Genomic DNA, 22911 nt, shown 5'->3' with positions numbered 1-22911 from the left:
CATCACGAACCGAGCAAGGACGACACGACCCAAGGAGCATGACCAATGGTGTACTCACTCTCCCGTCGTCGGGCGCTGCAGCTGGGCGCGACGACTGCCGGAACATTCGCACTGGCTGGATGCGTCGGCGCCAACAGCACCGATAGCAATACCGGAGCGGAGGACGGGCCGCTCGCTCCCGGGGACTCACCCTCGGGCGAGATCACGATCCTCGACGACAACACCAATCAGGTGTTCCAGGACTCGACCATCGCGGCCTTCGAGGCGGCGACCGGCATTACCGTCCGCACCTACACCCAAGGCAATTTCAACGATCTGCACGACCGATTCGCCACACTGTTCGCCGCTGGTGACACCAGCATCGACGTCGTCATGACCTGGGCAGGATGGACAGCTGAGTTCGGGCAAGCCGGATGGTTGCAGGAGCTCGACTCCGCTGCAGTTCCGGATGACCTCATCCAGCCTGCTCTCGACGCGGTGAGCTGGGATGGCAAGGTCTACGGTCTTCCGAAGTTCGCCAGCGTTCAGACCATGTTCTGGAACAAGAACATGATGGGCGAGGCCGACCTCGATCCCGAGGCCGGGCCGCAGAACTGGGATGAGTTCGTCGAGGCCGCGAAGGCCATGACGACCGAGGACCGGTGGGGCTTCGCTTGCGATGTCGGCAATCCCGCCGGCGCCTACCAGAACTTCCTGCGGGTGCTGCTGCTCAACGGCGGGGACATGTACGACGACGAGTTCAGGCCTATCTTCAACAGCGAGCACGGTGTGGAGGCGCTGGCCAAGTTCGCCGAGCTGCTCACGGTGCACGGAGTCATGGATCCGGCCTCCCTCCAGACGACGAATGCCTCCGATCTCGGCGACCAGTTCGCGCGGGGCAGCACCGGGATGGTGTTCAACTGGCCGTTCCAGTACGCCGTGGCCACCGCCGCCGAGTCGCAGCTCGACACCGAGTCCGTCGGCAATGGGTTGATCCCGGGGATGAGCGTGCGTTCGGCGTCGATCGATGGCTCGGAAGGGTTCGCCATCAGCAAGTTCTCCCAGAACAAGGACGCCGCTCTCGCATGGCTGCAGTTCGCCGCCTCGGCCGAGGTCCAGCGCGAGATCGTCGAACGTGAGGGATGGTTCCCCGTGTCGCAGACGGTGCTTGAGGATCCGCAGAGCCGGGAGGCGTTGCCTGTGCTCGAGACGTACGAAGAGTCCACTCAGTACGCGACCAAACGGTGGGGCGTGCCCTGGTCCAACGAGCTCGATCAGTTGCTCTCGGTGCAGATCTCTGACGTGCTGAACGAACGGACGAGCGCACAGGACGCGCTCGACTCGGCAGCGCAACAGACCCAGGAACTCGTCGATCGATACCTCGGGTGATCAGGTGAGCATGGCGACCACCACGAGGCGCCCGGCGCTCCCGGGGCCCCGCGACAGCGCGGGCCGGGGGCGTGGGCGGCGCCTGCGCGACTTCCGCTTCGGCCTGCTGATGGCTGGACCGGCGCTGGCGATCATCGTCCTGTTGCTTGGCTACCCGATGGGCTACGCGTTCTACATGTCGCTCTACGACTGGAACGACAAGCTCGGTGGTCACCGCCCCTTCGTCGGTCTGGGCAACTACGTCGCGCTTCTCGGTGATGCTCAGGTGCATGCCGCGCTCGGGCGGACGCTGGTCTTCGCGGCGTTCACCGTGATCGGTGGTGTGGTGCTCGCGGTCCTGATCGGTGCGCTGCTGAACGTGGACTTTCGCGGACGCACGGTCGTTCGCGTACTCCTGCTGGTCCCGTGGGCCGTACCGCCCGTCGTGAACGGCATCATGTGGAAGCTGATCTTCGACGGTGCCACCGGCATCGTCAACGCGATCGGACTCGGCCTTGGTGTCTTCGACGAACGCGTGCAGTTCCTGGCCGATCCCGACCTCACACTCAGCGTGCTGATCTTTGCCGAGATGTGGAAACTCCTGCCGTTCCTGTGCCTGCTGATGCTCGCCGGGTTGCAGGGAATCCCCGCCAACCTCTCGAAAGCGGCGCGTATCGACGGGGCCAACGCATGGCAGCGGTTCTCCCGCATCATCGTCCCGAACCTGCGGGTGCCGATCCTGTTCGCGCTGGTGGTGCAGACGATGTGGTCGCTGAAGGTCTTCGACACCATCTTCGTCCTCACCGGCGGCTCCGGTGGGCCGGCCGAGGGAACGACCACGATCAACTTCCTCGCCTATCTGGTCACCTTCAGCAATCTCGATCGAGGATATGGGGCAGCGATCGCAGTCATCGCGATGCTGCTCGTGCTTGTCTTCGCCGTGCTCTGGGTGGTCCTGCTCCGTGAACGTCCGAAGGGAGCTCGCCGATGACCTCCGCGCCCGATACTTCAGTGTCGAACCGGTCTCATGCTGCTGGAACGGGTCGGCGCAGATCCGCTTGGCAGCGTCGCCAACGACGCTTCACGGTTGTCCACCGGATCCTGGTGGCCGTGCTTCTGGTCTACCTGCTCGCTCCGTTCGTGTGGATGACGGTCTACAGTCTGTATCCCTCAACAGCACTCCAGACCCTGACACCCGATCTCGATCCCCGCCAGCTCCGGCTCGACTCCTATGTCGCGCTGCTGTCGGATCCGACCTTCCTGCGACCGTTGGCGAACTCGGCGATCGTGGGCATCGCCACGACCATCATTTGCATGGTGCTCGGCTCGGCGTGCGCCTACGTCCTGGCACGGTTCCGGTTCCGGGGGCGTCAGGCGCTGCTGCTGAGCATGCTGACCGTCCAGGCCATCCCGGTCATCGTGCTCGCTGTTCCGCTGTTCATCCTCCTGCGCGCCTTCGGCGTCTATGACAGCCTGATCGGCTTGATCGTCACCTACAGCGCGTTCATCCTCCCCCTGGTCGTATGGATGCTCGTGGGCTTCTTCGAGGAGATTCCGCCGAGTCTGGAGCGAGCCGCGATCATCGATGGCTGTAACCGCATGCAGATCATGGTGCGCATCGCGGTCCCCCTGGCCGCTCCGGGAATGGCCGCCACGGCGATCCTCGCGTTCATCACCAGCTGGAGCGACTTCTTCCTGGCGAAGGTGCTCACCATCACCGATGCCATCACCCTGCCGGTGCGCACTGCGTCTTTCCAAGGCTTGTTCGCCATGGACTACACGTCGGCTGCCACGGCAGGAGTCATCACCGCGGTTCCCGTCCTGGTCCTGGCGTTGCTGGCGCAACGGTGGATTATCCGCGGACTTGTCGAAGGTGCAGTGAAGGGCTGAGCAATGGCAAAGATTGAACTGGTCGGAGTGCAGAAGGACTACGGGCACGGACGCAAGGCCGTCCGTGCGGTCCACGAACTCGAATACACCATTGAGGACGGCGCGTTCGTGTCGCTGCTGGGGCCGTCCGGCTGCGGAAAGTCCACCACCCTGAACATGATTGCGGGCCTGGAGGAAATCACCAGCGGTGAGATCCTCATCGACGGCGAGCGCGTCGATGATCTCCCGCCGGACAAGCGCGACCTCGCGTTCGTGTTCCAGGACTACGCGCTCTACCCGCATATGTCGGTCCGCGAGAACATTGCCTTCGGTTTGCGGATGCGCAAGGTGGACAAGCCCGAGATCGAGCGCCGCGTCGCAGACGCGGCGCGGCGGCTGGAGATCTCCCGTGTATTGGACAACCGTCCCCGTAACCTCTCCGGCGGGCAGCGTCAGCGAGTGGCACTCGCCCGTGCGATCGCACGCCGGCCGAAGGTGTTCCTGTTCGACGAGCCGCTCTCCAACCTGGATGCCATGTTGCGGGACCAGACGCGCAGTGAACTGAAGCTTCTCCACGCCGAGCTGGGTGCCACCAGCGTCTACGTGACCCATGACCAGGAAGAAGCGATGACGCTATCGGACCGGATCGCCGTCATGAGCCATGGGCGCCTCGAGCAATACGGCACCCCGGAAGAGATCTACCACCAACCTGCCACCGAGTTCGTGGCACGCTTCGTCGGCAAGCCGAAGATGAACCTTCTACCGGCCGTCAGGACTGAGCGCGGGCGATTTGCTGTGGCCGGCTCGGCTCTTGAGGTGGACCTGGCAGCCGAGCCCGACGAGCTGACCATCGGTCTGCGCCCGGAGGAGTGCACGATCCATCTCGCCGAGGGTGAAGGGGATGCGGTCGGCACCGTGCGGGTGGTGGAGCCCCTCGGCAATGTCTCGGACGTCTCGATCGATCTGAACGGTCACACGTTCGTCGTTCGCACCCCGGGATTCGCTTCCTTCCGCGTGGGTGATCCGGTCAGCGTCGACGCCACAGCTGCTCGGCGGCACGCATTCGATCCGGAGACTGGGAGTCGCCTCGGTCACTGAGCGATGGCGGGCGATCCGTGACCGGTTGCCGTTGCAGGGGCTGTCCAACTGGTCGAGGATCACGGTTGCGCACCATGTTGACGGACTTCCTACGCCGTCCTGTCGGCGTCGTTCGCCCCGGCCGCACCGATCTGCTCGCCGAGCGTCGAACCCCAGGCATCCATCGCCGCGACCACCTCCCGCAGCGATTCGCCCAGCGGGGTCAGGCTGTACTCCACGCGCGGGGGCACTTCGGCGTACACCTCGCGGTGCACCAGCCCGTCGGTCTCCAGCTCCCGCAGCTGGCGCGCCAGCGTCCGCTCGCTCACCGGGCCGACCGCGCGGCGTAGCTCACCGAACCGCAGGGTGCCGGTGAGCAGATGCTTGACGATGGTGAGTTTCCACGCACCGCCCACAGCGCTGATCGCGACCTCGACCGGGCAGACCTCCAGAGCATTGATCACCGATGCGCGCATGACCTCAATACTTACACAAGTGTCGGTACATGCAATATAGGACCGTACTTGTGTCGGGTCGTGGTACCACGTCAGATGGTGCCATGACTGACATTGCATCTGCTCTCTGGCTCTCCGCTCACCCCACCGACCGGTCCCTCAACGGCGCCCTCCGCGCCGCGGGCGTGGCGCACCTGAGCCGGGACTCCGCCGTCGCCACCTCCGACCTGTACGCCATGGGTTGGCAGGCCGCTCTCACCGAGGACGACCTCGGAGGCGTGGGTGGTGACCAGACCTTCGGCACCCGCACGCGGGAGGCGCATCTGGCTGGCACCCTCGCTCCCGACATCCGGACCGAGCAGGCCAAGCTGCGGGAAGCCGACCTGCTGGTGCTGCAGTTCCCGCTCTGGTGGGGCGGGATGCCGGCGATCCTCAAGGGCTGGTTCGACCGGGTGTTCGTGAACGGGTTCGCGTTCAACGTCACCAACGCGGCGGGTCGCACCCTGAAGTACGGTGAAGGCGGTCTGGAGGGGAAACGGGCGCTCGTCGTGGTCACCGCCGGGGACCGTGCGCCGTCGTTCGCCGCCGGGGGAGTGAACGGGCATCTCGAGGCGCTGCTGTTCCCGTTGCTGCACGGCATCCTCTGGTACACCGGCATCCAGCCGCTGCACCCACACCTGATCGCCGCGACCGACCGGCGCGAGTTCGGCGGGCTGAACCACGAGCGTGACCGCCTCCTGACGCGGCTGGACGGATTGCCCGCCGAGGAGCCGATCGACTACCGCACGTTGCGCCATGGTGGCTACGACCGGGACCAGCGCCTGGTCACCGACGCCGCACCGCTGGATCTGGGGATCCACGAGTGCGTCGCCGTCCCGGCCTGACAGTGTGGGTAGCCTGCGAGCAACCGGCGTGCACCCGGTGTGCACGGCACGATGGGAGCGAGGAATCCCGACGGCGAGGAGTAAGCGATGAACGAGAAGGTCGCCCTGGTCACCGGGGCCTCGTCCGGGATCGGGGAGGCGGTGGCTCGCCGCCTCGCTGAGCAGGGCTACGTCACCTACGGCGCCGCCCGCCGCACCGACAGGATGAGACCGCTGGCCGCCGTCGGTATCCGCACCCTGAGCCTGGACGTGACGGACGAGGACTCCACAAGGGACGCCGTCGGGCAGATCCTGGCCGAGACCGGGCGCTTGGACGTCCTCGTGAACAACGCCGGCTACGGCTCCTACGGGGCGATCGAGGATGTGCCGATCGACGAAGCCCGGCGGCAGTTTGAGGTCAACGTCTTCGGGGCGATGCGGCTGGTTCAACTGGTGGCGCCGACGATGCGGGAGCAGCGGTCGGGCCGGATCGTCAACATCTCCTCGATGGGCGGTGAGATCTACACCCCGCTCGGCGGCTGGTACCACGGAACCAAGTTCGCCCTCGAAGGCCTCAGTGACTGTCTGCGCCTGGAACTCGGCCCGTTCGGCGTGGACGTGGTGGTCGTGCAGCCAGGCGGGATCCGCTCCGAGTGGGGCACCATCGCGGCCGAGAACGTCGTCCGTACCTCCGGGTCGGGGCCCTATGCGAGGCAGGCGAGCGCCGTGGCGGGGATGCTCGCTGCGAGCGGGGAGCGGGACTCGTCCCCGGACGTGGTGGCTGACGCCGTCGAGCGGGCCGTCACGGCCACCCGGCCGCGCACGAGATACGCCATCGGTTTCGGGGCCAAGCCCCTGATCGGGCTGCGACGGGTGCTGCCGGACCGGGCGTTCGATGCGCTCGTGCGGCGGATGGCCACCATGGTCGGGTAGGAGAACCTGCGCCGGAGATTGCCCGAACCGTTCCGCAAGGGTGCCTCACTCGGGGCCGGCGAACGGGAAGGGTGCGGCAGGCTCGAAGAGCGCCGACGCGTCGCCGCCGCGTGCCGGCGGCAGACCCCCGGTGAGGTCGAGCTTCTGTGGTGGTGCCGACTCGGAGAAGTCGAGGTCGCTCAGGTCGACCCAGATGACACTGGGCCAGAGCACCGAGTCGAAGTAGTAGCGGCCGTCCTTGTGGTCGGCCACGGTGCGCCACCGCGTGGAGGAGATGTTCGGCTGGCCCGGTGTGGAGATTCCGTAGGGCACCGAAGCGTTGCGGATCACGCCGAACACGGCGGCCGTCGCAATAGTGCGGTCCTCGACCTGAGGGACGGCGTTGACGTAGAAACTCGCCCGCACATACCGGTCGGCGGCACGATTGGTGCCGGGCATCATCACGGTGCCGCCGATCTCGTCCCAGTAGCTGTTGATCGCGAACTGCTGAGCATAGGGCGGCGAGTTCGTCATCACCTGGTAGGACCGATCATGGTGGACCGTGAGCTCACCGTCGAGGTATTCGAAGATGGCGCTGTCCCCGCTCGAATCGGACAAGGCCAGATGCATCGTGGCGTCCCGGTCCTGACCAGGCACGGTGGAGGTGGCGACGATGAATGTCTCGGCGGAGAGTTCCGTGACCGCTTCGGCGACGGTCGCGAAGTTGTCGAGGGCGTACTGTGCCCATGCAGCGATCGAGAGTGTGGGCTCATTCGCGTGCAGATCCGGGTACTTCGACTCGACCAGCCACAGAGCATTGGCGACGAGTCCCTTCTCGTTCATGCCATCGGCGGTTGCCAGCTCGTAGGCACTGGAGACGACACTGCCGTAGCGAGAGGTCCAGGTGATCGAGTGGGGGCCGGCGGCGCCATCGCGCTTCATCCCCCGGGGGAACAGCCAGATATTGGTGCCCAGATCCACGTTCCAGTCCATCGACCGCGCCGTGATGATGCGGTCACCTTCACCCAGGTAGACGACTCTCGTGCACATCACGGGATCCTTCCGGTCGATGCAGGCGCAGGGCGCAGATGGTGTGCCCCCGACGGCAACAGTCTTGCGCTCCCGTACGCCTCGATCAAGCACAACGAGGAAGTCGCATTCGGTTGCACGTCGATCGAAGGGGACTAGAAGTTCGCCGACTCGTGAGCGAGGATGCAGGTATGTTGCACAAGCCACGTCACCGCACGACGATGGCCGGAGGGCTCCTGGCTGCTGTTGGCGCCATACTCCTGGCGACCTCATCGGCCGTGGCCGCACCAGGGGACACCATCGGACCGCTGAACCCGGTGACCTATCCACTTGGGCAGTCGACGTCCGAGCGCCCCGCAAACAGCGATTTCCTGGTGTTCGTCGAAGGGGATGTGCAGCTGAACGCCGATGAAGCCGAAGGAACACTGGCTCTCGGTGGGGATCTGTTGTTTGCGTCCTCGTACAACGTCATGAGCCCACGCGAGACCTTCACGGCGCCCGGCGACACTGTTCCGGTGGCCCTGTTCGTCGGGGGAGGGGTGGACTGGTCCGGCGGGCCCCAGGTGCTCTCGGTGCTCGGCGGCGGGTACGTGAAGATCGCTGACACCAGCACCTACGACACCTTCAACACCGACTCGAACGGGGCGAACGTGAACGCCCGTGTCGTGCCGCCCGGGGGGAGTTACGAGTCGAACCCGCCACGTATCGATCTCACCTCGCCGCAGTCGCCTGCCTCCATCAGTGCTCCAGTCCCAGCGGACCTGGTCGACATCGAGACGGCGTTCGAGCGTTACCGGCCGACATCCACGCTGCTCGGTCAATGCGCCTCCACTGTGCAACTGCTGAACCGCGACGACGGCTCCCCGGTTACGTCCCCCCTCGCCCCCGGGGCGAACGTGCGCCTGCCGATCGAGCCCGACCAGACCAACGTCCTGAACATCACCACCGATGACCTGGCGAACACCGCGGAGATCAGTTTTCCGGACCCGCCCACCGCATCCTCACCGTTGCTGGTGAACGTCTTCGGCACCTCGTTCGCGGGCGCGTTCCCGAACCAGGCCGGAGTCGGAGAGGCGGATGCGCCGTCGATCCTCTACAACTTCGTCGACGCGACCTCCGTCGTCATCAATGGGGGCGACAGCGTGAACGGGACGATCTATGCGCCCCACGCCGAGCTCAACTGGCAGGTCACTCAGAACATCGCCGGGAACGTGATCGCCGCATCGTTCATCCATGGCATCCCGGCCCAGGCTCCGCCGGGGGTGCCGCGCGAAGTGCATGACTTCCCGTTCGCCGCTGAGCTGACCTGCCGTGAAGAGGGCCCCACGCCCACCCCGACGCCGACGCCGACACCCACGCCGACTCCCACTCCCACCCCCACCCCGACCTCGGTACCCAGCCCCACCCCTGGACCCTCGGCATCCCCCGGGCCGGTGGAGCCCTCCGAGCCCGGCGGGGACGACGGCTCCGGCACGTTGCCTGACACGGGCGGATGGATCGATGGGGTGACCGCGTCAACGGTCGGCCTCACGCTGATCGCCGGCGGTGTGGCGCTCGTGGCGGCGGCTCAGTTGCGGACGCGTCGCCGCGATCGGGTGTGAGGCGTCGCCACCCCTTCGTCTAGGCAGTCGCCTCCGCGATCGCCCAGCCGTGCGGGCCGACGACCAGGTCCTCACCATCGAGCCCGGCGTCGCGGCCGGCCAGGAAGGTGCCTGCGCCGGAGGTACGTACCTCGCCGTCGCCGATGTTCAGCACCACGATCAGCGCCTTTTCCGGCCCGGCCACCTCCAGGGCGATCGTGTCATTGCCGACGGCGACCGTCCGGCTTCGCGCCGTGTGTAGCCAGGGGTGCCGCCTGCGCAGGCCGATGAGTTCCTGGTGCAGGGTGAACACCTCCGGCTTCGCGCCGTCGATCTCGTCGCGGCTGGCACCGAATGCGGGCCGGATGGCATCGTCCCCTCCGAACCGTTCCTCCTTGACCGCGTGCAGGCCCAGCTCATCGCCGTAGTAGACCGACGGCGTGCCACCCAGCGTGAATAGCAGCGCGAGCGCGTGCGGGAGGTGACGCTCGTCGTCGATCTGGCTGGCGATGCGCGTCACGTCGTGGTTGCCCACGAAGGTGTAGGGCACGAACGCCTCCAGGAAGGTGTTGTGCCGGCCGAGTGCGTGGTCGAGTTCGTGGAAGTTGTGGTCGGCGATGGAGTGCCAGATGCCTTGCCACAACTCGTACTGGGTGACGGCGTCCAGACCGCCGTCACGGGTGAATGCGACGTAGTCGCCGTGCAGTACCTCGCCCATCACGTAGACCTGCGGGTGGCGCTCGCGGACGGCGGGCAGCACCGTGGTCCAGAACTCCACCGGGACGCTGTAGGCGGCGTCGAGACGCCACGCATCCACACCCCGGTCGCACCAGAAGGTCATGACATCAGTGACCAACGTGGCCACCTCGGGTACACCATGGTTCAACGTGATCAAGCCGCCGTGACCCTCGAAGGTGACCGGTCCGCCGTCGGGAGTCTGTGCGAACAGGCGCGCCTCGGGGGAGGAGGGGTCCTCGCGGGCGGCGAGCAACGCAGGGAACTCGGGGCCGACATGGTTGAACACGCCGTCGAGCATCACCTGGATTCCCCTGCTGTGGGCGGCATCGATGAGCGCGACCAGATCGGCCTCGGTGCCCAGGCGCGGATCGATGCGGAAGTAGTCGATGGTGTCGTAGCCGTGCGTGGAGGAGTCGAACACCGGGCCCAGTGCGAGCCCGTTCGCCCCCAGCTCGAGCAGGTGGTCCAGCCAGCTGATCAATGCGGGCAGCCGCGTGGCCGGCGTGCGGTCGGTGCCAGTGGTGTCCGCTCCCAGGAAACCCAGGGGAAAGACGTGCCACCAGATGGTGTGCTCGGCGGAACGCATACGTCAACGTACCCCGTGCCCGGGGACGTCTGCCGAACCTGTGTCAGTCGATCACCTGTATTCAACCAAAAGGTTGACAGTGGTCGAGTCCACCCCTACGCTCGTCGTATTCAACCAATCAGTTGAGGAGGCGAGTCTTGTGGCGGATCAGCTGTCCCGGGTGTTCCAGGCCCTGGCCGACGAGACGCGGCGGGACCTGGTGGCGCGCCTTGCTTCGGGCGACAAGACGGTTGGCGACCTGGCGGAGCCGTACGAGATGAGCCTGCAGGCGGTGTCCAAGCATGTGCGCGTGCTCGAGGATGCCGGGCTGGTGAGCCGTCGCCGCGAAGCGCAGAAGCGGCCGGTTCATCTGGAAGCCGAGGTGCTCAGCCTGATGACGAAGTGGATCGAGCGTTACCGGCGCGAGGCGGAGGAACGCTTCCAACGCCTGGACGCAGTACTGGCCGACATGGCCGACGAAGAGAATCCCACCCCGACGACCCCCAGGGTCATCAACAACGAAGGAGCAGCATCATGAGCAAGGAAGCGCAGATCGAGGCCGACCCCAACATCCCCGTCATCACGATCACCCGCGAGTTCGACGCCCCGCCGGAGCGGGTCTACCGCGCCTGGGCCGAGCCGGAGCTGGTCAAGCGGTGGATGGGTCCGCGGTCGGTCGAGATGGATATCGCGACCTGGGATTGCCAGACCGGGGGCAGCTACCGCTACAACGCCATCCAGAACGGTGAGGTGGTGGCGCACTTCTTCGGCTGCTTCCATGACGCCATCCCGGGCGAGAAGCTCGTACAGACCTTCGGGTTCGAGGAGATGCGCGAGGCCGTGGCCCTGGAGATCATGACGTTCGAGCCGCTCGAGGGTGGCCGGTGCCGGATCGTCTCGAAGTCGATCGTGGAGTCGATGGAGGCGCAGCAGGGCATGCTCGCCAGCGGTATGGAGGTCGGCATCAACGAGGGCTACGAGAAGCTCGACGAGTTGCTCGCCGAGGGCGCGGTGTGACTCCCGCCGAGGAGCATCGCCGGATCGCCGGGGTGTTCTCCGACCGGGTGCGTGGCACCCGGGACTGGGATGCCCCGGCGCCGGTGGACGGCTGGGCGGCGCGGGACGTGGTGCGTCACCTCGTGACCTGGTTTCCCGGATTCCTCAAGGCGGGTGCCGGGATCGAGTTGCCCGCCGGCGATGTGGATGCCGATCCTGTGGCCGCCTGGCAGGTACACGCCGACGGCGTGCAGGAACTGCTCGATGATCCGGCGACGGCGGAGCTCACCTTCTCCGATCCCCATACCGGGGACCTTCCGCTCGCCCAGGCGATCGATCGGTTCTATACCGCCGACGTCTTCATGCACACGTGGGACCTGGCGCGTGCGACGGGGCAGGACGAAAGGCTGGATCCTGAGAAGTGCCGGGAGTTGCTTCGCGGGATGGAGCCGATCGAGGAGCTGATCCGCGCGAGCGGCCAGTACGGTCCGCGGGTGGACGTGCCGGAAGGCTCAGACGTGCAGACGCGGTTGCTGGGGTTCATCGGGCGGGATCCGCTGGGCTGAGTCCGCTGCCGGCAGGTCCAGCAGGTGTACCGGGTCGGCGCGCACGTGGCGCTGCACTGTGCCGCCGACGCCCTCGCCTGCCGATCGAGAGCAGCGTCGTCCAATTGTCCACAGGTTGCGCCGACGCCGTGGTCAGGTCGCGGGACTTGTGGCTGAATGAACCCATGCCAGCGACCGCATACCTCACCGGACTCGGCCGGTACCTCCCCGGCGAGCCGGTCTCCAATGACCAGGTCGCCAGCCGACTCGGCGGCGTCGACAAGCGCACCGAGCGGATCCGCGCCCGCATCCAGAACGCCAACGGCATCCGGCAGCGGTACTACGCGATGGACACCGACGGGCGCACCACCGAGCTGAACGAAGAGCTCGCCGTCCACGCGATCGAGGCTGCGCTGGCGGATCGAGGCATCGCCGCCGCCGATCTCGGCATGCTCGCCTGCGCCACCACCCAGGGTGATCTGCTCGTCCCCGGCTTCGCCTCGATGGTGCACGGGCGGCTCGGCGGCGGCCCGATGCAGGTACTCACTGCCGCCGGTGTGTGCGCCTCCAGCATCGCTGCGCTCGACGCGGCCGTAAGCAAGGTGAGGCTCGGAGACCACCCACGGGCCGCCGTCGTGGGCTCGGAGCTGGCCAGCCGCTGGCTGCACCAGCGGCGATTTGATGGCGTCACCGACCATCTGGATGCCCACTTCCTGCGGTGGATGCTCTCCGACGGCGCAGGTGCTGCGATCGTGGAGTTCCAGCCTCGTCCGGATCGGCCCTCGCTCCGGGTGGACTGGGTGCGCCAGGTCTCTCTCGCCCACGAGCATGAGGTGTGTATGCGTGCTGGCCTCGACGGGCCTTCCGCGGTCGCGGGGAGCACATGGCAGGACTACGCCGACGTGGCGACCGCCGAGAAGGCGGGGCTGCTGCAGATCCGGCAGGAGACGAAGGTGCTCGATGAGCTCGCGGCGGCCGGGCTGGCCCAGTTCGAGGAATTGGTGGATCGCGGCTTGGTGGATCTGACAAAGCTCGACCACGTGATCTGCCACTACAGCACCAACGCCTTCCGGGATGTCGTCTTCGATGCCCTCAGCACCCGGGTCCCCGGACTGGACACGAACCGCTGGTTCTCCAACCTCGAGACCTGCGGCAACACTGGCGCGGCCAGCATCTTCATCGCCCTGGAGGAGGCCTGGCGTACCGGGCGGTTCTCCGCGGGAGAGACAATCCTGCTCGCAGTCCCCGAGTCCGGGCGGTTCTCGTTCGGATTCGCCCACCTGACCGTTGTTGAACCACGAAGGAGCAGCCGATGAGCGCCACCGTTGAGGGATACCGCCCACCCGAGCACGACGAGACCAGTCTGCTGGCCCGGCTGGCCGATGTGTGGGCCGAGTTCGAGGAGCGGTTGCTCGTGGTGCCGATCCTGCGGGCGCTCCGCGAGGGCGACGTGACCGTGGCCGACTACCAGTGCCTGCTGCACAACCTGCGCCAGCAGGTGGTGGACGGGTCGCTGTGGATCGCGCGGGCGGCGTCGAACTTCGATATGGACCATTTCGACCTGCGCTCGGCTGCGATCTCCCATGCACTGGAGGAGCATCGCGACCACCTGCTGCTGGAACGGGACTACGTGGCCGTCGGCGGGTCGCTCGACCAACTGAGGTCGGGGCGGAAGAACGTCGGCTCGCAGGCGCTCTCGGGCTACATGTTTCACCAGGCGAACCAGCCGAACCCGATCGCGTGCCTGGGGGCGATGTTCATCATCGAAGGGCTGGGTGCGCAGAAGGCCGCGGAGTGGGCGCAGCAGTTCCAGGAGGTGCTGGGCCTGGCGGACAACCAGGTCCACTTCATGACCTATCACCAGGAGGCCGATGCCGAGCACACCGGCAAGCTCGATGCGATCCTCACCTCCGACCGCATCGACGCCGCGGCGGCGGACGCGATCGTTTCTTGCGCCCGGGTGGTGGCCCGCCTGTACGCCTTGCAACTGACCGAGCTGGACGTGATCTGACGATGCCGCCGGAGTTCGTCAAGTCCGACCCCAGCATGTGGGAGGCGATCTACGCCGACCCCTCCATCCCCCTCGATCGCCCACTGGTGCGGATGATCATCAAGGACCAGCGGCGGGTGTCCCGGCGCTACCTCTACCCGATCGCACGCATCGTCTCGCGGGTTCTCGTGGCCGTGATCTCCATCCTCAAGCGGTTGGTCCCCGGCCGGTGGATGCCCCTGAGCACGATGGACGCGTTGTGCCTGTGGTTCCTGCGCCGTTTCGTGGCGCCAGATGCCGTGGAGCTGCTGATCCGCCACTTCGTGGTGGAGACCAACCTGGTGAACTTCATCATCCGCAACACCCCGGCGGACATCGAGCCGGTCACGCTCCGCCCGACGACGTTGGCCGGGTTGGGCGACAATGCGGTGGTCGAGCACGACATCAACGTCTACGACGTGCTGATCGCGCTGGAGGGCGTGGATATCGAAGCGCCGGAACACCTGGACGTCTCCCACCTCGACGTGCCGCCTCTCGACCCCGAGCGCAAGCACCCCCGGCTGATGCGCCTGGACATCCAGACCGCGCTGTGCCTGATGAACATCCCCTTCTGCATCGCGCTGAGCCTGGAGGAGTTCCGGCGGGCGATCCACTCGCTGCGCTTCGACGATTCGTTCCTGGAGATCCTCGCCGTGCTCACCAAGGATGAGACCTTCAAACACTGGAAGATGGGCGGCCTGAGTCTGTGGATGGACACCAATGTGGATGTCCCGCAGCTCGTCTACCGGCACGCGCTGGTGTGCGAGTACGCGCACGCCCACCTGGTCTCGCTGGCCGAGGAACCAGCGGCGAGGCGCTAGAGACGGCACACCTCGACAGCGGGCTTCGTTGCCCGTGCGCGCCACCGTCACGAGACGGCCATCACCAAGACCTTGTGGCTGCCCGGATCTGCTCGGCGACCAGGGCAACGTCATCCAGCTCGCCGGCCGAGACGTTCATGATCAGTTCGTATGCCTCGCTGTTGGACAGGATCGGCCGGGATCCGTACATCCCCGGAAAGGCGATGCTGCCGGCCAGAGCGAGGCGCTTGTTCCCATCCACCAGGCGTGGTCGCGGGCCAGCGAGTGCAGGAACTCAGCGACGGTCAGAAAGATCACTGACCCAGCCGCTCCAACGCCTCCGCATAGCGCGGGAGCTCTTCGTCGAGAACGCGGTCGAGCAACTCGGCGCGACTGTGATACTCGACGTACTCACGCACCGCCTGCCGGGCGACATCCTGCATCGAGCGAGACTCGTGCGCTGCTCGGCGTCGCAGCGCTTCCGCTTCGGCATCTGACAGTCGCAAGGTCATCGACATGGCCCGGCGGTATCAACAGGGATACCGCCGGGTCAGGTGTCGATCCTCGCCCCTCTAGACCAACGACACGCGCCGCTGCCAGGAGCGCACGCTCCACACCAGGCACACGGCCGTGGTCAGCACTAGTGCCGGCACGAACCCGATCGGCATCACCTGGGCCGGGCTCGAACCGGCCGCCATCTCGGCGAACAGGTCGAAGCGCACCAGCCCGAGCCGGTCTCCCTCCATCCCGATCGCCAGCGGCAGGGCGGCGAAGGAGGCGAACGTGACGATCTGAACGGCGATGTAGACCGCGAAGTAGATCACCACAGGGCCGCCGATTCCCCAGCGGTTCAGGGGCGCCTGGCTGCCGATGGAGGCCGCGAAGAAGTACTGCGTCGGCCAGATGAGGATCATGACGGCGAAGGTCACCACTGCGGCGGCCACGCCCCAGGCTGGGGTCACCTGCGTGAGCTGCGCCCACCCCTCGCGCAGCGAGGTGATGACCGTCAGGGGCTCGCCGGTGCTGAGTGTGATCAACGGCGAGGCTGCCAGGCCCATGCCGAGACTCAGGACGGTGCCGACGAGCGAGACGAGCCATGCCCAGGTCATCTTGGCCCAGTAGATGCGCGAGCCCTTCACAGGCAGTGTCTGAGTCAGGTAGCCGCCGCGGCCGTAGCTGGACTGCCAGTACCGCACGACGAGCAGGATCTGCGCGATCGGGACCAGTCCGAGCACGGCCATCACCGCGACGGCGATCCCGATCTGGGAGATGGCGGGCCATCCGGTGGCCGCAAGCAGGCTGCCTGCCAGGGTGACGAGCAGCGCCGCCCCGGCCGTGAGCGCGAGCATGGCGCGCGTCTGGATGAACTCGTGCTTGAGGAGGGTCATCATGAGCGGTACACCTTTCGGAAGATCTGCTCGAGACTGGTGCCGTGCTCGGCGCGGAGATCGTCGACCTGTCCCGTGAGTAGGACGCCGCCGTGGCGCATCATCACCACCGAGTCCAGCGACGTCTCGAGGTCGTGCACCAGGTGCGTGGCGATCAGCAAGAGGGAGTCCGGTTCAAGAGTGCGCAGGATCGCCTCGAGAATGCCCTCGCGGGCGGAGGGGTCGACGCCGGAGATCGGCTCGTCGAGCAGGTACACACGGGCGCGGCGCGCCATGGTCAGGGCGACGTGCACCTTCTCGCGCATCCCCTTGGACATCTCCTTCAGTTTCATCGACTCCTTCAGCCCGAAGCCCCCGATGAGCTCGGCGGCCTTTGCCCGGTCGAAGTCGGTGAAGAAGTCCTCGAACAGGTCGAGGAAGTAGTGGACCCGGTAGCGCTCGGGTAGGGCGCTGCGGTCGGGGAGGTAGGAGACGATCGCCTTCGTCTGCGGGCCGAGCGCGTGGCCGGCGATGCGGATCTCTCCGCTGTGGTCGGCGTAGACGCCGGCGAGCGTCTTCAGCAACGTGGACTTTCCGCAACCGTTCTCACCGAGGAGCCCGACGATCTGGCCTCCGGCGAGGTCGAGGTCGAGGTGGTCGACGGCTCGGCGCTGGCCGTAGCGCACAGTCAGGTCGCGGACGCTGATGAGGGAGTCGTTCTCGGTCATCGCCGGGTCACGCTCTCTGCGTGTGCTGGTGGTCGTGGTCATTCCATCTCTCCTCGATCAGTCGCCGGGCCTGCGCGGGGGGCATCCCCAGTCCGCTGGCACGGCGGATGAAGTCATCGGCTGCGTCTTGGGCGAGCTCGGCCCGGAGGGCGTCGATGTGGCTCTCCTCGGAAGTGACGAACCGGCCGGAGGTGCGTTCGGACCGGCACAGCTCGCGGCGTTCCAGCTCCGCGAGGGCGCGCTGAACCGTGTTCGGGTTCACGCCCAGCTCACTGGCGAGATCGCGCACGCCGGCGATCCGGCCCCCGGCCGGCCACTCGCCGGTCACGATCCGCCGGGAGAACTCGGTCACGAGCTGGCCCCAGATGGGGGAGCTGGTGTCGAACTCCATGGCGGGCATCTCCTGTGTCACTGTATTAGGTGCTTAATACAGTGACACGGTGTGGGCTGGAAGTCAATCTCCGCGCGGCCGGGGCTGCCGTCCAACTGCCTAAGTCGTCCCACTGTGCGGTTGCGTCCGGTCACCGGGTGACTGTCCTCAACCGCGCAAGGGGACTGCGAGTGAGGCTGGGCAGGCCGGGCAGCGCCGCGGTGATCCGTTCCATCCGCGTGCCTGCAATCCGGCGGCAATCCGCATCGCGGTCGCGCACGATCGATCGAACACCTGCCCCCACCCGAGTCGCAGGGTCAGCCGGTCCGTGGCGGCCGCATCGAGATCACGCTCGTGGTCCCGGTCGCGATCCCTCGTGGAACTATGGTCGAGCCGTCCGTCCAGCTCAACGAGCAGAGCCTGGTCCTCGTAGTACACGTCTCGGTAGAGCGATCCTTTGAGTGACTCGCGGAACTGGCGCTTGGCAGGGGGGAGGCGGTGTGCCCGCTCGACCCGGGTGAAGTAGCCATGCTCGAGCGTGGAGCAGGTTCCCGCGCAGAGATCGTCGATGATGCCGGTCAGGAAGGCCCGTCGAGCGAACCGCTCCCGGTGCGCCAGGGCTGCGGCCAGTCGCTCCGGTGTCGTGATGCGCGCGCCCAGGGCGTCGGCGAGGTGCGCCACTGCGTCGACATCGGACTGGGCGGTCGCCGCCAGTTCCAACGCGACGTACTCGATTCGCTGGCGTGGCGGCGAGGTGTTCCAGAGGCAGGAGTTGCGAAGGTGTGCCGAGCGACGGATGACGATTCCTTCGTCAGGGTAGAGGTGCCGGTGTCGGTCCACCACGAGGTGAATGGCGTCGTCGTCGCCACGTCCTGTTCGTCGCGTACCTGCCACGGCCCGTCGCGCCGATTCGCCGGCCAGTGCTGCCGGCCAGTATGCAAGAACGGCGGCCCATGCGCGTTGGTCCCACGTCCGTGGCCCGGTGTGATCGACGTAGATGCCGGTGTGCACTGAGGTCAGGAGACGTCGTCGCCGCAGTCGGCGTAGGTCGTTGTCGGTGAGCCCGCATGCGTGGGCTTGGCAGCGGCTGATCACGCCCTCTTGCTGCGCGAGCATCGACGCGATCAAGGTCAGAGCGGGGTCCGGTGTCACCGCGGGGTCGGCCATGTGCCGATCCTGGTGAGATCGCCCCATCGGTGAGTGCGTGCCTGCAGGGGGTTGTGGAGCGCCTGTCGTCAGCTACGCGGTTGTGGGCGGTCGCCCGCTGACTGCTCACAACCGCGTAGGTGCCAATACCACCGCCACGCCTACCGCCGCCCCCATCCGACATCAGTGCGAACGCTACCTGCGCCACGTCCAGCGTGAGGCGAGAGGCGCCGTCGGGAATAGAATCCACTACCCCACAGTTGAGCCGAACAGACTCAAGTCTGAGCCACTGGATTTGATCTTCGGATCGGACCGTCACACACTTGAGTGCGGAAGACTCAACTAGTCGCCTCCGGCATCCCGGAGCGGAAGGAGTAACAGACCATGGCACGAGCCGTTGGTATCGACCTCGGCACCACCAACTCCGTGGTGTCGGTCCTCGAAGGTGGCGAGCCCACCGTCATCGCCAACGCTGAGGGCGCCCGTACGACGCCGTCGGTGGTGGCATTCTCCAAGACCGGTGAGGTGCTCGTCGGTGAGGTCGCCAAGCGGCAGGCCGTCACGAATGTCGACCGGACCATCACCTCGGTCAAGCGCCACATGGGCACGGACTGGAAGACCGAGATCGACGACAAGTCCTACTCGGCCCAGGAGATCTCCGCGCGCATCCTCGGCAAGCTGAAGAAGGACGCCGAGTCCTATCTCGGCGAGCCGGTCACCGACGCCGTCATCACCGTCCCGGCCTACTTCAACGACGCTGAGCGTCAGGCCACCAAGGACGCCGGCCAGGTCGCGGGGCTGAACGTCTCCCGCATCATCAACGAGCCCACCGCCGCCGCTCTCGCCTACGGGCTGGAGAAGGGCAAGGAGGACGAGTTGATCCTGGTCTTCGACCTCGGCGGCGGTACCTTCGACGTCTCGCTGCTCGAGGTGGGTAAGGACGAGGACGACTTCTCCACGATCCAGGTGCGCGCCACCAATGGTGATAACCGCCTCGGTGGTGACGACTGGGACCAGCGGATCGTCGACTGGCTGGTCAAGCAGGTCAAGAACAGCAGTGGTGTGGATCTGTCCAAGGACAAGATCGCGCTGCAGCGTCTGCGTGAGGCCGCCGAGCAGGCCAAGAAGGAACTCTCCTCGGCCACCTCGACCAACATCTCGCTGCAGTACCTCTCGATGAGCGAGAACGGCCCGATCCACCTCGACGAGCGCCTCACCCGCGCCCAGTTCGAGCAGATGACCTCGGACCTGCTGGACCGCACCAAGACCCCGTTCCACAACGTCATCAAGGACGCCGGGATCTCCATCTCCGAGATCGACCACGTGGTGCTCGTGGGTGGTTCCACCCGCATGCCCGCCGTGACCGAGGTTGTCAAGGAGCTCACCGGCGGCAAGGAGCCCAACAAGGGCGTCAACCCGGACGAGGTCGTCGCCGTCGGCGCCGCGCTGCAGGCCGGTGTGCTCCAGGGTGAGCGCACGGACGTGCTGCTGATCGACGTCACCCCGCTCTCCCTCGGTATCGAGACCAAGGGTGGCGTGATGACCAAGCTGATCGAGCGCAACACCGCGATTCCGACCAAGAAGTCCGAGGTGTTCTCCACCGCCGAGGACAACCAGCCGAGCGTGCTCATCCAGGTGTTCCAGGGTGAGCGGGAGTTCGCCCGCGACAACAAGCCGCTGGGAACCTTCGAGCTCACCGGTATCGCCCCCGCCCCGCGCGGGATGCCGCAGATCGAGGTCACCTTCGACATCGACGCCAACGGCATCGTGCACGTGAACGCCAAGGACCGCGGCACCGGCCAGGAGCAGTCCATGACGATCACCGGCGGCTCCGCCCTCCCGGAGGAGGAGATCGAGCGGATGATCAAGGAGGCTGAGGCCCACGCCGCCGAGGACGCCAAGCGCCGCGAGGAGGCCGACACCCGCAACTCGGCCGAGCAGTTCGCCTACTCCACCGAGAAGCTCCTGAACGACAACTCCGAGAAGCTCCCGGAGGACGTCGCCTCCGACGTTCGTGCGGATGTCGACGCCCTGAAGTCCGCCCTGGAGGGTGAGGACGTCGAGGCGATCAAGGCCGCCCAGACCAAGCTCGGCGAGTCCAGCCAGAAGATCGGTGAGGCGCTCTACGCCCAGCAGGCTGCTGAGGGTGAGGGTGCGCCGGGTAGTGAGGGTGCCGAGGGCGCCTCGGCCGACCAGTCCTCCAGCGAGGACGAGGACATCGTCGACGCCGAGATCGTGGACGAGGATGAGAAGAAGTGACCGAGTCTCAACCATCTGAGGAGCAACCGGTCGTACGCGACAAGCGCCGCCTGGACCCGACCACGGGTGAGCTCCGTACCCCGGAGGAGGTGGCCGCAGCCGAGGCTGCGGCCACCGCCGCGGAGCAGATTCCCGACGGCGCAGCCTCCGAGTCCTCTGACGGCACCACTCCCGATGGTTCCGAGGGCGGACAGGCTGAGGACCCGGTCGCTGCTGCCAAGGCGGAGGCCGCCGACCTGCAGGACCAGCTCGCGCGTGCGAAGGCCGACCTGTACAACCTCGACCAGCGGTTCAACCAGTTCGTCAAGCGCTCCCGTGTGGAAGCGCAGGCGGAGAAGGGGCGCGGTGTCGAGTCGGTCGTGGAGGCGCTGATCCCGGTGCTCGACGATGTCGACGCCGCACGTCAGCACGGCGGGCTCGAGGGTCCGCTGGCGTCCGTGGTGGACAAGCTCGAATCCACGCTGACCACTCGCTTCGAGGTGGAACGCTTCGGTGCGGCGGGGGAGGAGTTCGACCCGACGGTGCACGAGGCGCTCATGCACTCCACGAGCGAGGACGTTGAGGCCGAGACCGTCTCCCAGGTGCTTCAGCCCGGTTACCGGGTGGGCGAGCGAGTGGTGCGCCCGGCCCGCGTGGCGGTGACCGGACCACAGTGACCGAGCAGTTGCCGAGGGGCGGGACCAGCCCGGATGCAGGAGGAAGAATGATCGAAGGAGGTGTGGCGCGATGACCGGACAGGACTGGCTGGAGAAGGACTTCTACGCGACGCTGGGCGTGTCCAAGGACGCCGACGCCGCCGAGATCAAGAAGGCCTACCGCAAGCTGGCCCGCACCTGGCACCCGGACCAGAAGCCCGGGGATGAGAAGGCTGAGCAGCGGTTCAAGGAGATCGGAGAGGCCTACGGGGTGCTCTCCGATCCCGAGCAGCGCAAGCAGTACGACTCGCTGCGCGCCATGGCCGGAGGCGGAGCCCGGTTCGCCTCCGGCCCCGGCGGCGCGGCTGGCGCCAACGGGTTCGAGGACCTGTTCGGTGGCATGTTCACCGGCGCCGGCGGGCCAGGCGGTTCGCGGGTGCGTTACAGCTCGACCGGTGGCGGCATGCCCGGCGGCGGATTCGAGGACCTGCTTGGCGGGTTGTTCGGCGGTGGGATGCCAGGCGCGGGTCCGGCGGGTCCGGGATCCGCAGGCTTCCAGCGCAATGCTCCCACCAAAGGTGGCGACATCAGCACCTCCGCCTCGCTCCCATTCCGCTCCGCCGTCGAAGGTGCCACCGTCACGCTGACGCTCGAGGGCAGCCGGTCGATGACGGTTCGTATACCGGCCGGGGTGCGCGACGGGCAGAAGATCCGGCTCGCCGGCAAGGGGCAGCCGTCGCCGACCGGAGGACCAGCGGGCGACCTGATCGTCACCGTTCACGTCGAGCCGCACCCTGTCTTCGGGATGAATGGCAAGAATCTCACCATCACGGTGCCGGTCACCTTCCCGGAGGCCGTGAACGGCGCCACGATCGCTGTGCCCACGCTCTCCGGCGAGGAAGTTCGCCTCAAGGTTCGCGCGGGGACACAGTCGGGGACCAGGCTGCGGGCCAAGGGTCGGGGCGTTCCGACCAAGGCTGGGACCGGCGATCTCATCGTCACGATCGAGGTGGCCGTGCCCAGAAACCTCACCAAGCAGGCAGCCGAGGCACTTGAGGCGTTCGCTCAGGCGAGCGACGGAACCGATCCACGCGCGCATCTCGCCGCCGCAGCGAAGGCGTGAGGCCTCGTGGCGGCAGGGTATGACGCACCGGTCTTCCTGATCTCGATCGCCGCAGAGCGCGCCGGGATGCATGCCCAGACCTTGCGGCAGTATGACCGCCTCGGTCTGGTGGTGCCCCGGCGCGCTCAGGGGCGGGGCCGCCGCTATTCTCAGCGCGATGTCGACGTGCTGCGGGAGGTCCAGCGCCTCTCGCAGGAGGAGGGCATCAATCTCGCCGGGATCAAGAGGATCCTCGAACTTGCAGCCGAGAACGAGCGCCTGGAGGTGGAGAACGCCCGCCTCCGTGAGCGGGCCGGGGTGAACCGGCGCGTCTTCACTGCCGATGCCTCCGGTGATGTCGTCGCGGTGCCGCTCGGCACCCGGCTGCGCAGGGTGGAATCGAACGCCCTGGTGCTCTGGCGACCGCACCGCTGACCGAGCACCGGCACCGGCGGGGCCGACCCGGGCAGGGCGTCGCGGGCGCTGGTCGGCCCGGGCG

Annotated in this window: 26 protein-coding genes; 17 read left to right on the top strand and 9 right to left on the bottom strand. The window is 66.8% G+C overall.

Features of this window, described 5'->3' with window-relative positions:
• The first annotated feature begins 45 nt into the window (after nt 1–45).
• The 4 genes from IM660_RS17220 (at nt 46) to IM660_RS17205 (ending at nt 4314) form a co-directional block, all read left to right on the top strand.
• On the top strand, nt 46–1368 hold the full coding sequence (locus IM660_RS17220) for a sugar ABC transporter substrate-binding protein (protein ID WP_193497001.1): 1323 nt from the start codon (nt 46–48) through the stop codon (nt 1366–1368).
• Between the two features lie 10 nt (nt 1369–1378).
• Nucleotides 1379–2338 (top strand): carbohydrate ABC transporter permease, encoded by a 960-nt coding sequence (locus tag IM660_RS17215; protein ID WP_193497000.1) that lies wholly within the window; start codon nt 1379–1381, stop codon nt 2336–2338.
• 113 nt (nt 2339–2451) lie between these two features.
• Complete coding sequence (locus IM660_RS17210; RefSeq protein WP_193496999.1) at nt 2452–3237, top strand: carbohydrate ABC transporter permease; 786 nt, start codon at nt 2452–2454, stop codon at nt 3235–3237.
• Between the two features lie 3 nt (nt 3238–3240).
• Entirely contained in the window at nt 3241–4314 is a 1074-nt protein-coding gene (locus IM660_RS17205) for an ABC transporter ATP-binding protein (RefSeq protein WP_193496998.1), read from the top strand.
• Between the two features lie 89 nt (nt 4315–4403).
• On the opposite strand, the gene IM660_RS17200 is transcribed toward IM660_RS17205, so the two are convergent.
• Nucleotides 4404–4769 carry a winged helix-turn-helix transcriptional regulator gene (locus IM660_RS17200; RefSeq protein WP_193496997.1) on the bottom strand — a complete coding sequence of 122 codons (366 nt, stop codon included), beginning with the start codon at nt 4767–4769 and terminating at the stop codon, nt 4404–4406.
• An 83-nt stretch (nt 4770–4852) separates the two neighbouring features.
• On the opposite strand from IM660_RS17200, the gene IM660_RS17195 reads away from it, so the two are divergent.
• On the top strand, nt 4853–5632 hold the full coding sequence (locus IM660_RS17195; RefSeq protein ID WP_193496996.1) for an NAD(P)H-dependent oxidoreductase: 780 nt from the start codon (nt 4853–4855) through the stop codon (nt 5630–5632).
• 87 nt (nt 5633–5719) lie between these two features.
• On the top strand, nt 5720–6544 hold the full coding sequence (locus IM660_RS17190) for an oxidoreductase (protein ID WP_193496995.1): 825 nt from the start codon (nt 5720–5722) through the stop codon (nt 6542–6544).
• 45 nt (nt 6545–6589) lie between these two features.
• Here IM660_RS17190 and IM660_RS17185 read toward each other — a convergent pair whose 3' ends face one another.
• Nucleotides 6590–7573, bottom strand: a complete 984-nt coding sequence (locus IM660_RS17185) for a linear amide C-N hydrolase (protein WP_193496994.1) — start codon at nt 7571–7573, stop codon at nt 6590–6592.
• 170 nt (nt 7574–7743) lie between these two features.
• Between IM660_RS17185 and IM660_RS17180 the strand changes: the two genes are divergently transcribed.
• A complete protein-coding gene (locus IM660_RS17180) occupies nt 7744–9153 on the top strand; it encodes a choice-of-anchor A family protein (RefSeq protein ID WP_193496993.1) in 1410 nt (469 codons plus the stop codon).
• 19 nt (nt 9154–9172) lie between these two features.
• Here IM660_RS17180 and IM660_RS17175 read toward each other — a convergent pair whose 3' ends face one another.
• Complete coding sequence (locus tag IM660_RS17175; protein ID WP_193496992.1) at nt 9173–10456, bottom strand: alpha-amylase family protein; 1284 nt, start codon at nt 10454–10456, stop codon at nt 9173–9175.
• A gap of 139 nt (nt 10457–10595) precedes the next feature.
• Between IM660_RS17175 and IM660_RS17170 the strand changes: the two genes are divergently transcribed.
• The 6 genes from IM660_RS17170 (at nt 10596) to IM660_RS17145 (ending at nt 14826) form a co-directional block, all read left to right on the top strand.
• Nucleotides 10596–10973 (top strand): ArsR/SmtB family transcription factor, encoded by a 378-nt coding sequence (locus IM660_RS17170; protein WP_193499494.1) that lies wholly within the window; start codon nt 10596–10598, stop codon nt 10971–10973.
• Nucleotides 10970–11452, top strand: coding sequence for an SRPBCC family protein (locus IM660_RS17165; RefSeq protein WP_193496991.1), 483 nt, complete (start codon nt 10970–10972; stop codon nt 11450–11452). The genes IM660_RS17170 and IM660_RS17165 overlap by 4 nt, the downstream gene beginning before the upstream one ends.
• Entirely contained in the window at nt 11449–11997 is a 549-nt protein-coding gene (locus IM660_RS17160) for a TIGR03086 family metal-binding protein (protein ID WP_193496990.1), read from the top strand. The genes IM660_RS17165 and IM660_RS17160 overlap by 4 nt, the downstream gene beginning before the upstream one ends.
• 164 nt (nt 11998–12161) lie before the next feature.
• Complete coding sequence (locus tag IM660_RS17155) at nt 12162–13292, top strand: 3-oxoacyl-[acyl-carrier-protein] synthase III C-terminal domain-containing protein (protein WP_193496989.1); 1131 nt, start codon at nt 12162–12164, stop codon at nt 13290–13292.
• Nucleotides 13289–13987, top strand: coding sequence for an iron-containing redox enzyme family protein (locus IM660_RS17150; RefSeq protein WP_193496988.1), 699 nt, complete (start codon nt 13289–13291; stop codon nt 13985–13987). The genes IM660_RS17155 and IM660_RS17150 overlap by 4 nt, the downstream gene beginning before the upstream one ends.
• Nucleotides 13988–13989: 2 nt before the next feature.
• Nucleotides 13990–14826, top strand: coding sequence for a DUF6999 family protein (locus IM660_RS17145; RefSeq protein WP_193496987.1), 837 nt, complete (start codon nt 13990–13992; stop codon nt 14824–14826).
• Nucleotides 14827–14887: 61 nt separating this feature from the next.
• Here the strand turns inward: IM660_RS17145 and IM660_RS17140 are convergent, their stop codons facing one another.
• The 6 genes from IM660_RS17140 to IM660_RS17115 form a co-directional block, all read right to left on the bottom strand.
• Entirely contained in the window at nt 14888–15067 is a 180-nt protein-coding gene (locus IM660_RS17140; RefSeq protein ID WP_193496986.1) for a hypothetical protein, read from the bottom strand.
• A gap of 52 nt (nt 15068–15119) precedes the next feature.
• Nucleotides 15120–15323, bottom strand: coding sequence for a ribbon-helix-helix protein, CopG family (locus IM660_RS17135; protein WP_210769011.1), 204 nt, complete (start codon nt 15321–15323; stop codon nt 15120–15122).
• Between the two features lie 54 nt (nt 15324–15377).
• Nucleotides 15378–16196 carry a hypothetical protein gene (locus IM660_RS17130; RefSeq protein WP_193496985.1) on the bottom strand — a complete coding sequence of 273 codons (819 nt, stop codon included), beginning with the start codon at nt 16194–16196 and terminating at the stop codon, nt 15378–15380.
• Entirely contained in the window at nt 16193–16942 is a 750-nt protein-coding gene (locus tag IM660_RS17125; protein ID WP_246465014.1) for an ABC transporter ATP-binding protein, read from the bottom strand. Before IM660_RS17125 ends, IM660_RS17130 begins: the two co-directional genes overlap by 4 nt.
• Entirely contained in the window at nt 16908–17300 is a 393-nt protein-coding gene (locus tag IM660_RS17120; protein ID WP_246465013.1) for a GntR family transcriptional regulator, read from the bottom strand. Before IM660_RS17120 ends, IM660_RS17125 begins: the two co-directional genes overlap by 35 nt.
• 138 nt (nt 17301–17438) lie before the next feature.
• Nucleotides 17439–18437: a type IV toxin-antitoxin system AbiEi family antitoxin domain-containing protein gene (locus tag IM660_RS17115; RefSeq protein ID WP_193496984.1), complete on the bottom strand. Its 999-nt coding sequence runs from the start codon at nt 18435–18437 to the stop codon at nt 17439–17441.
• 363 nt (nt 18438–18800) lie between these two features.
• Here IM660_RS17115 and dnaK point away from each other — a divergent pair, with 363 nt between their 5' ends.
• The 4 genes from dnaK to IM660_RS17095 all read left to right on the top strand — a co-directional run bounded on the left by dnaK (nt 18801) and on the right by IM660_RS17095 (nt 22847).
• Complete coding sequence (gene dnaK, locus IM660_RS17110; protein WP_193496983.1) at nt 18801–20675, top strand: molecular chaperone DnaK; 1875 nt, start codon at nt 18801–18803, stop codon at nt 20673–20675.
• Nucleotides 20672–21331 (top strand): nucleotide exchange factor GrpE, encoded by a 660-nt coding sequence (locus IM660_RS17105; RefSeq protein ID WP_193496982.1) that lies wholly within the window; start codon nt 20672–20674, stop codon nt 21329–21331. Before dnaK ends, IM660_RS17105 begins: the two co-directional genes overlap by 4 nt.
• Nucleotides 21332–21401: 70 nt before the next feature.
• Complete coding sequence (locus IM660_RS17100; protein WP_193496981.1) at nt 21402–22433, top strand: DnaJ C-terminal domain-containing protein; 1032 nt, start codon at nt 21402–21404, stop codon at nt 22431–22433.
• 6 nt (nt 22434–22439) lie between these two features.
• Nucleotides 22440–22847, top strand: a complete 408-nt coding sequence (locus IM660_RS17095) for a heat shock protein transcriptional repressor HspR (RefSeq protein WP_275401920.1) — start codon at nt 22440–22442, stop codon at nt 22845–22847.
• Nucleotides 22848–22911: the final 64 nt, after the last annotated feature.

This window comes from Ruania alkalisoli, assembly GCF_014960965.1.
GTDB classification, from domain to species: Bacteria; Actinomycetota; Actinomycetes; order Actinomycetales; family Beutenbergiaceae; genus Ruania; species Ruania alkalisoli.
Note: the sequence above shows the minus strand (reverse complement) of the source record. Positions and strands in the feature narration are given on the sequence as shown.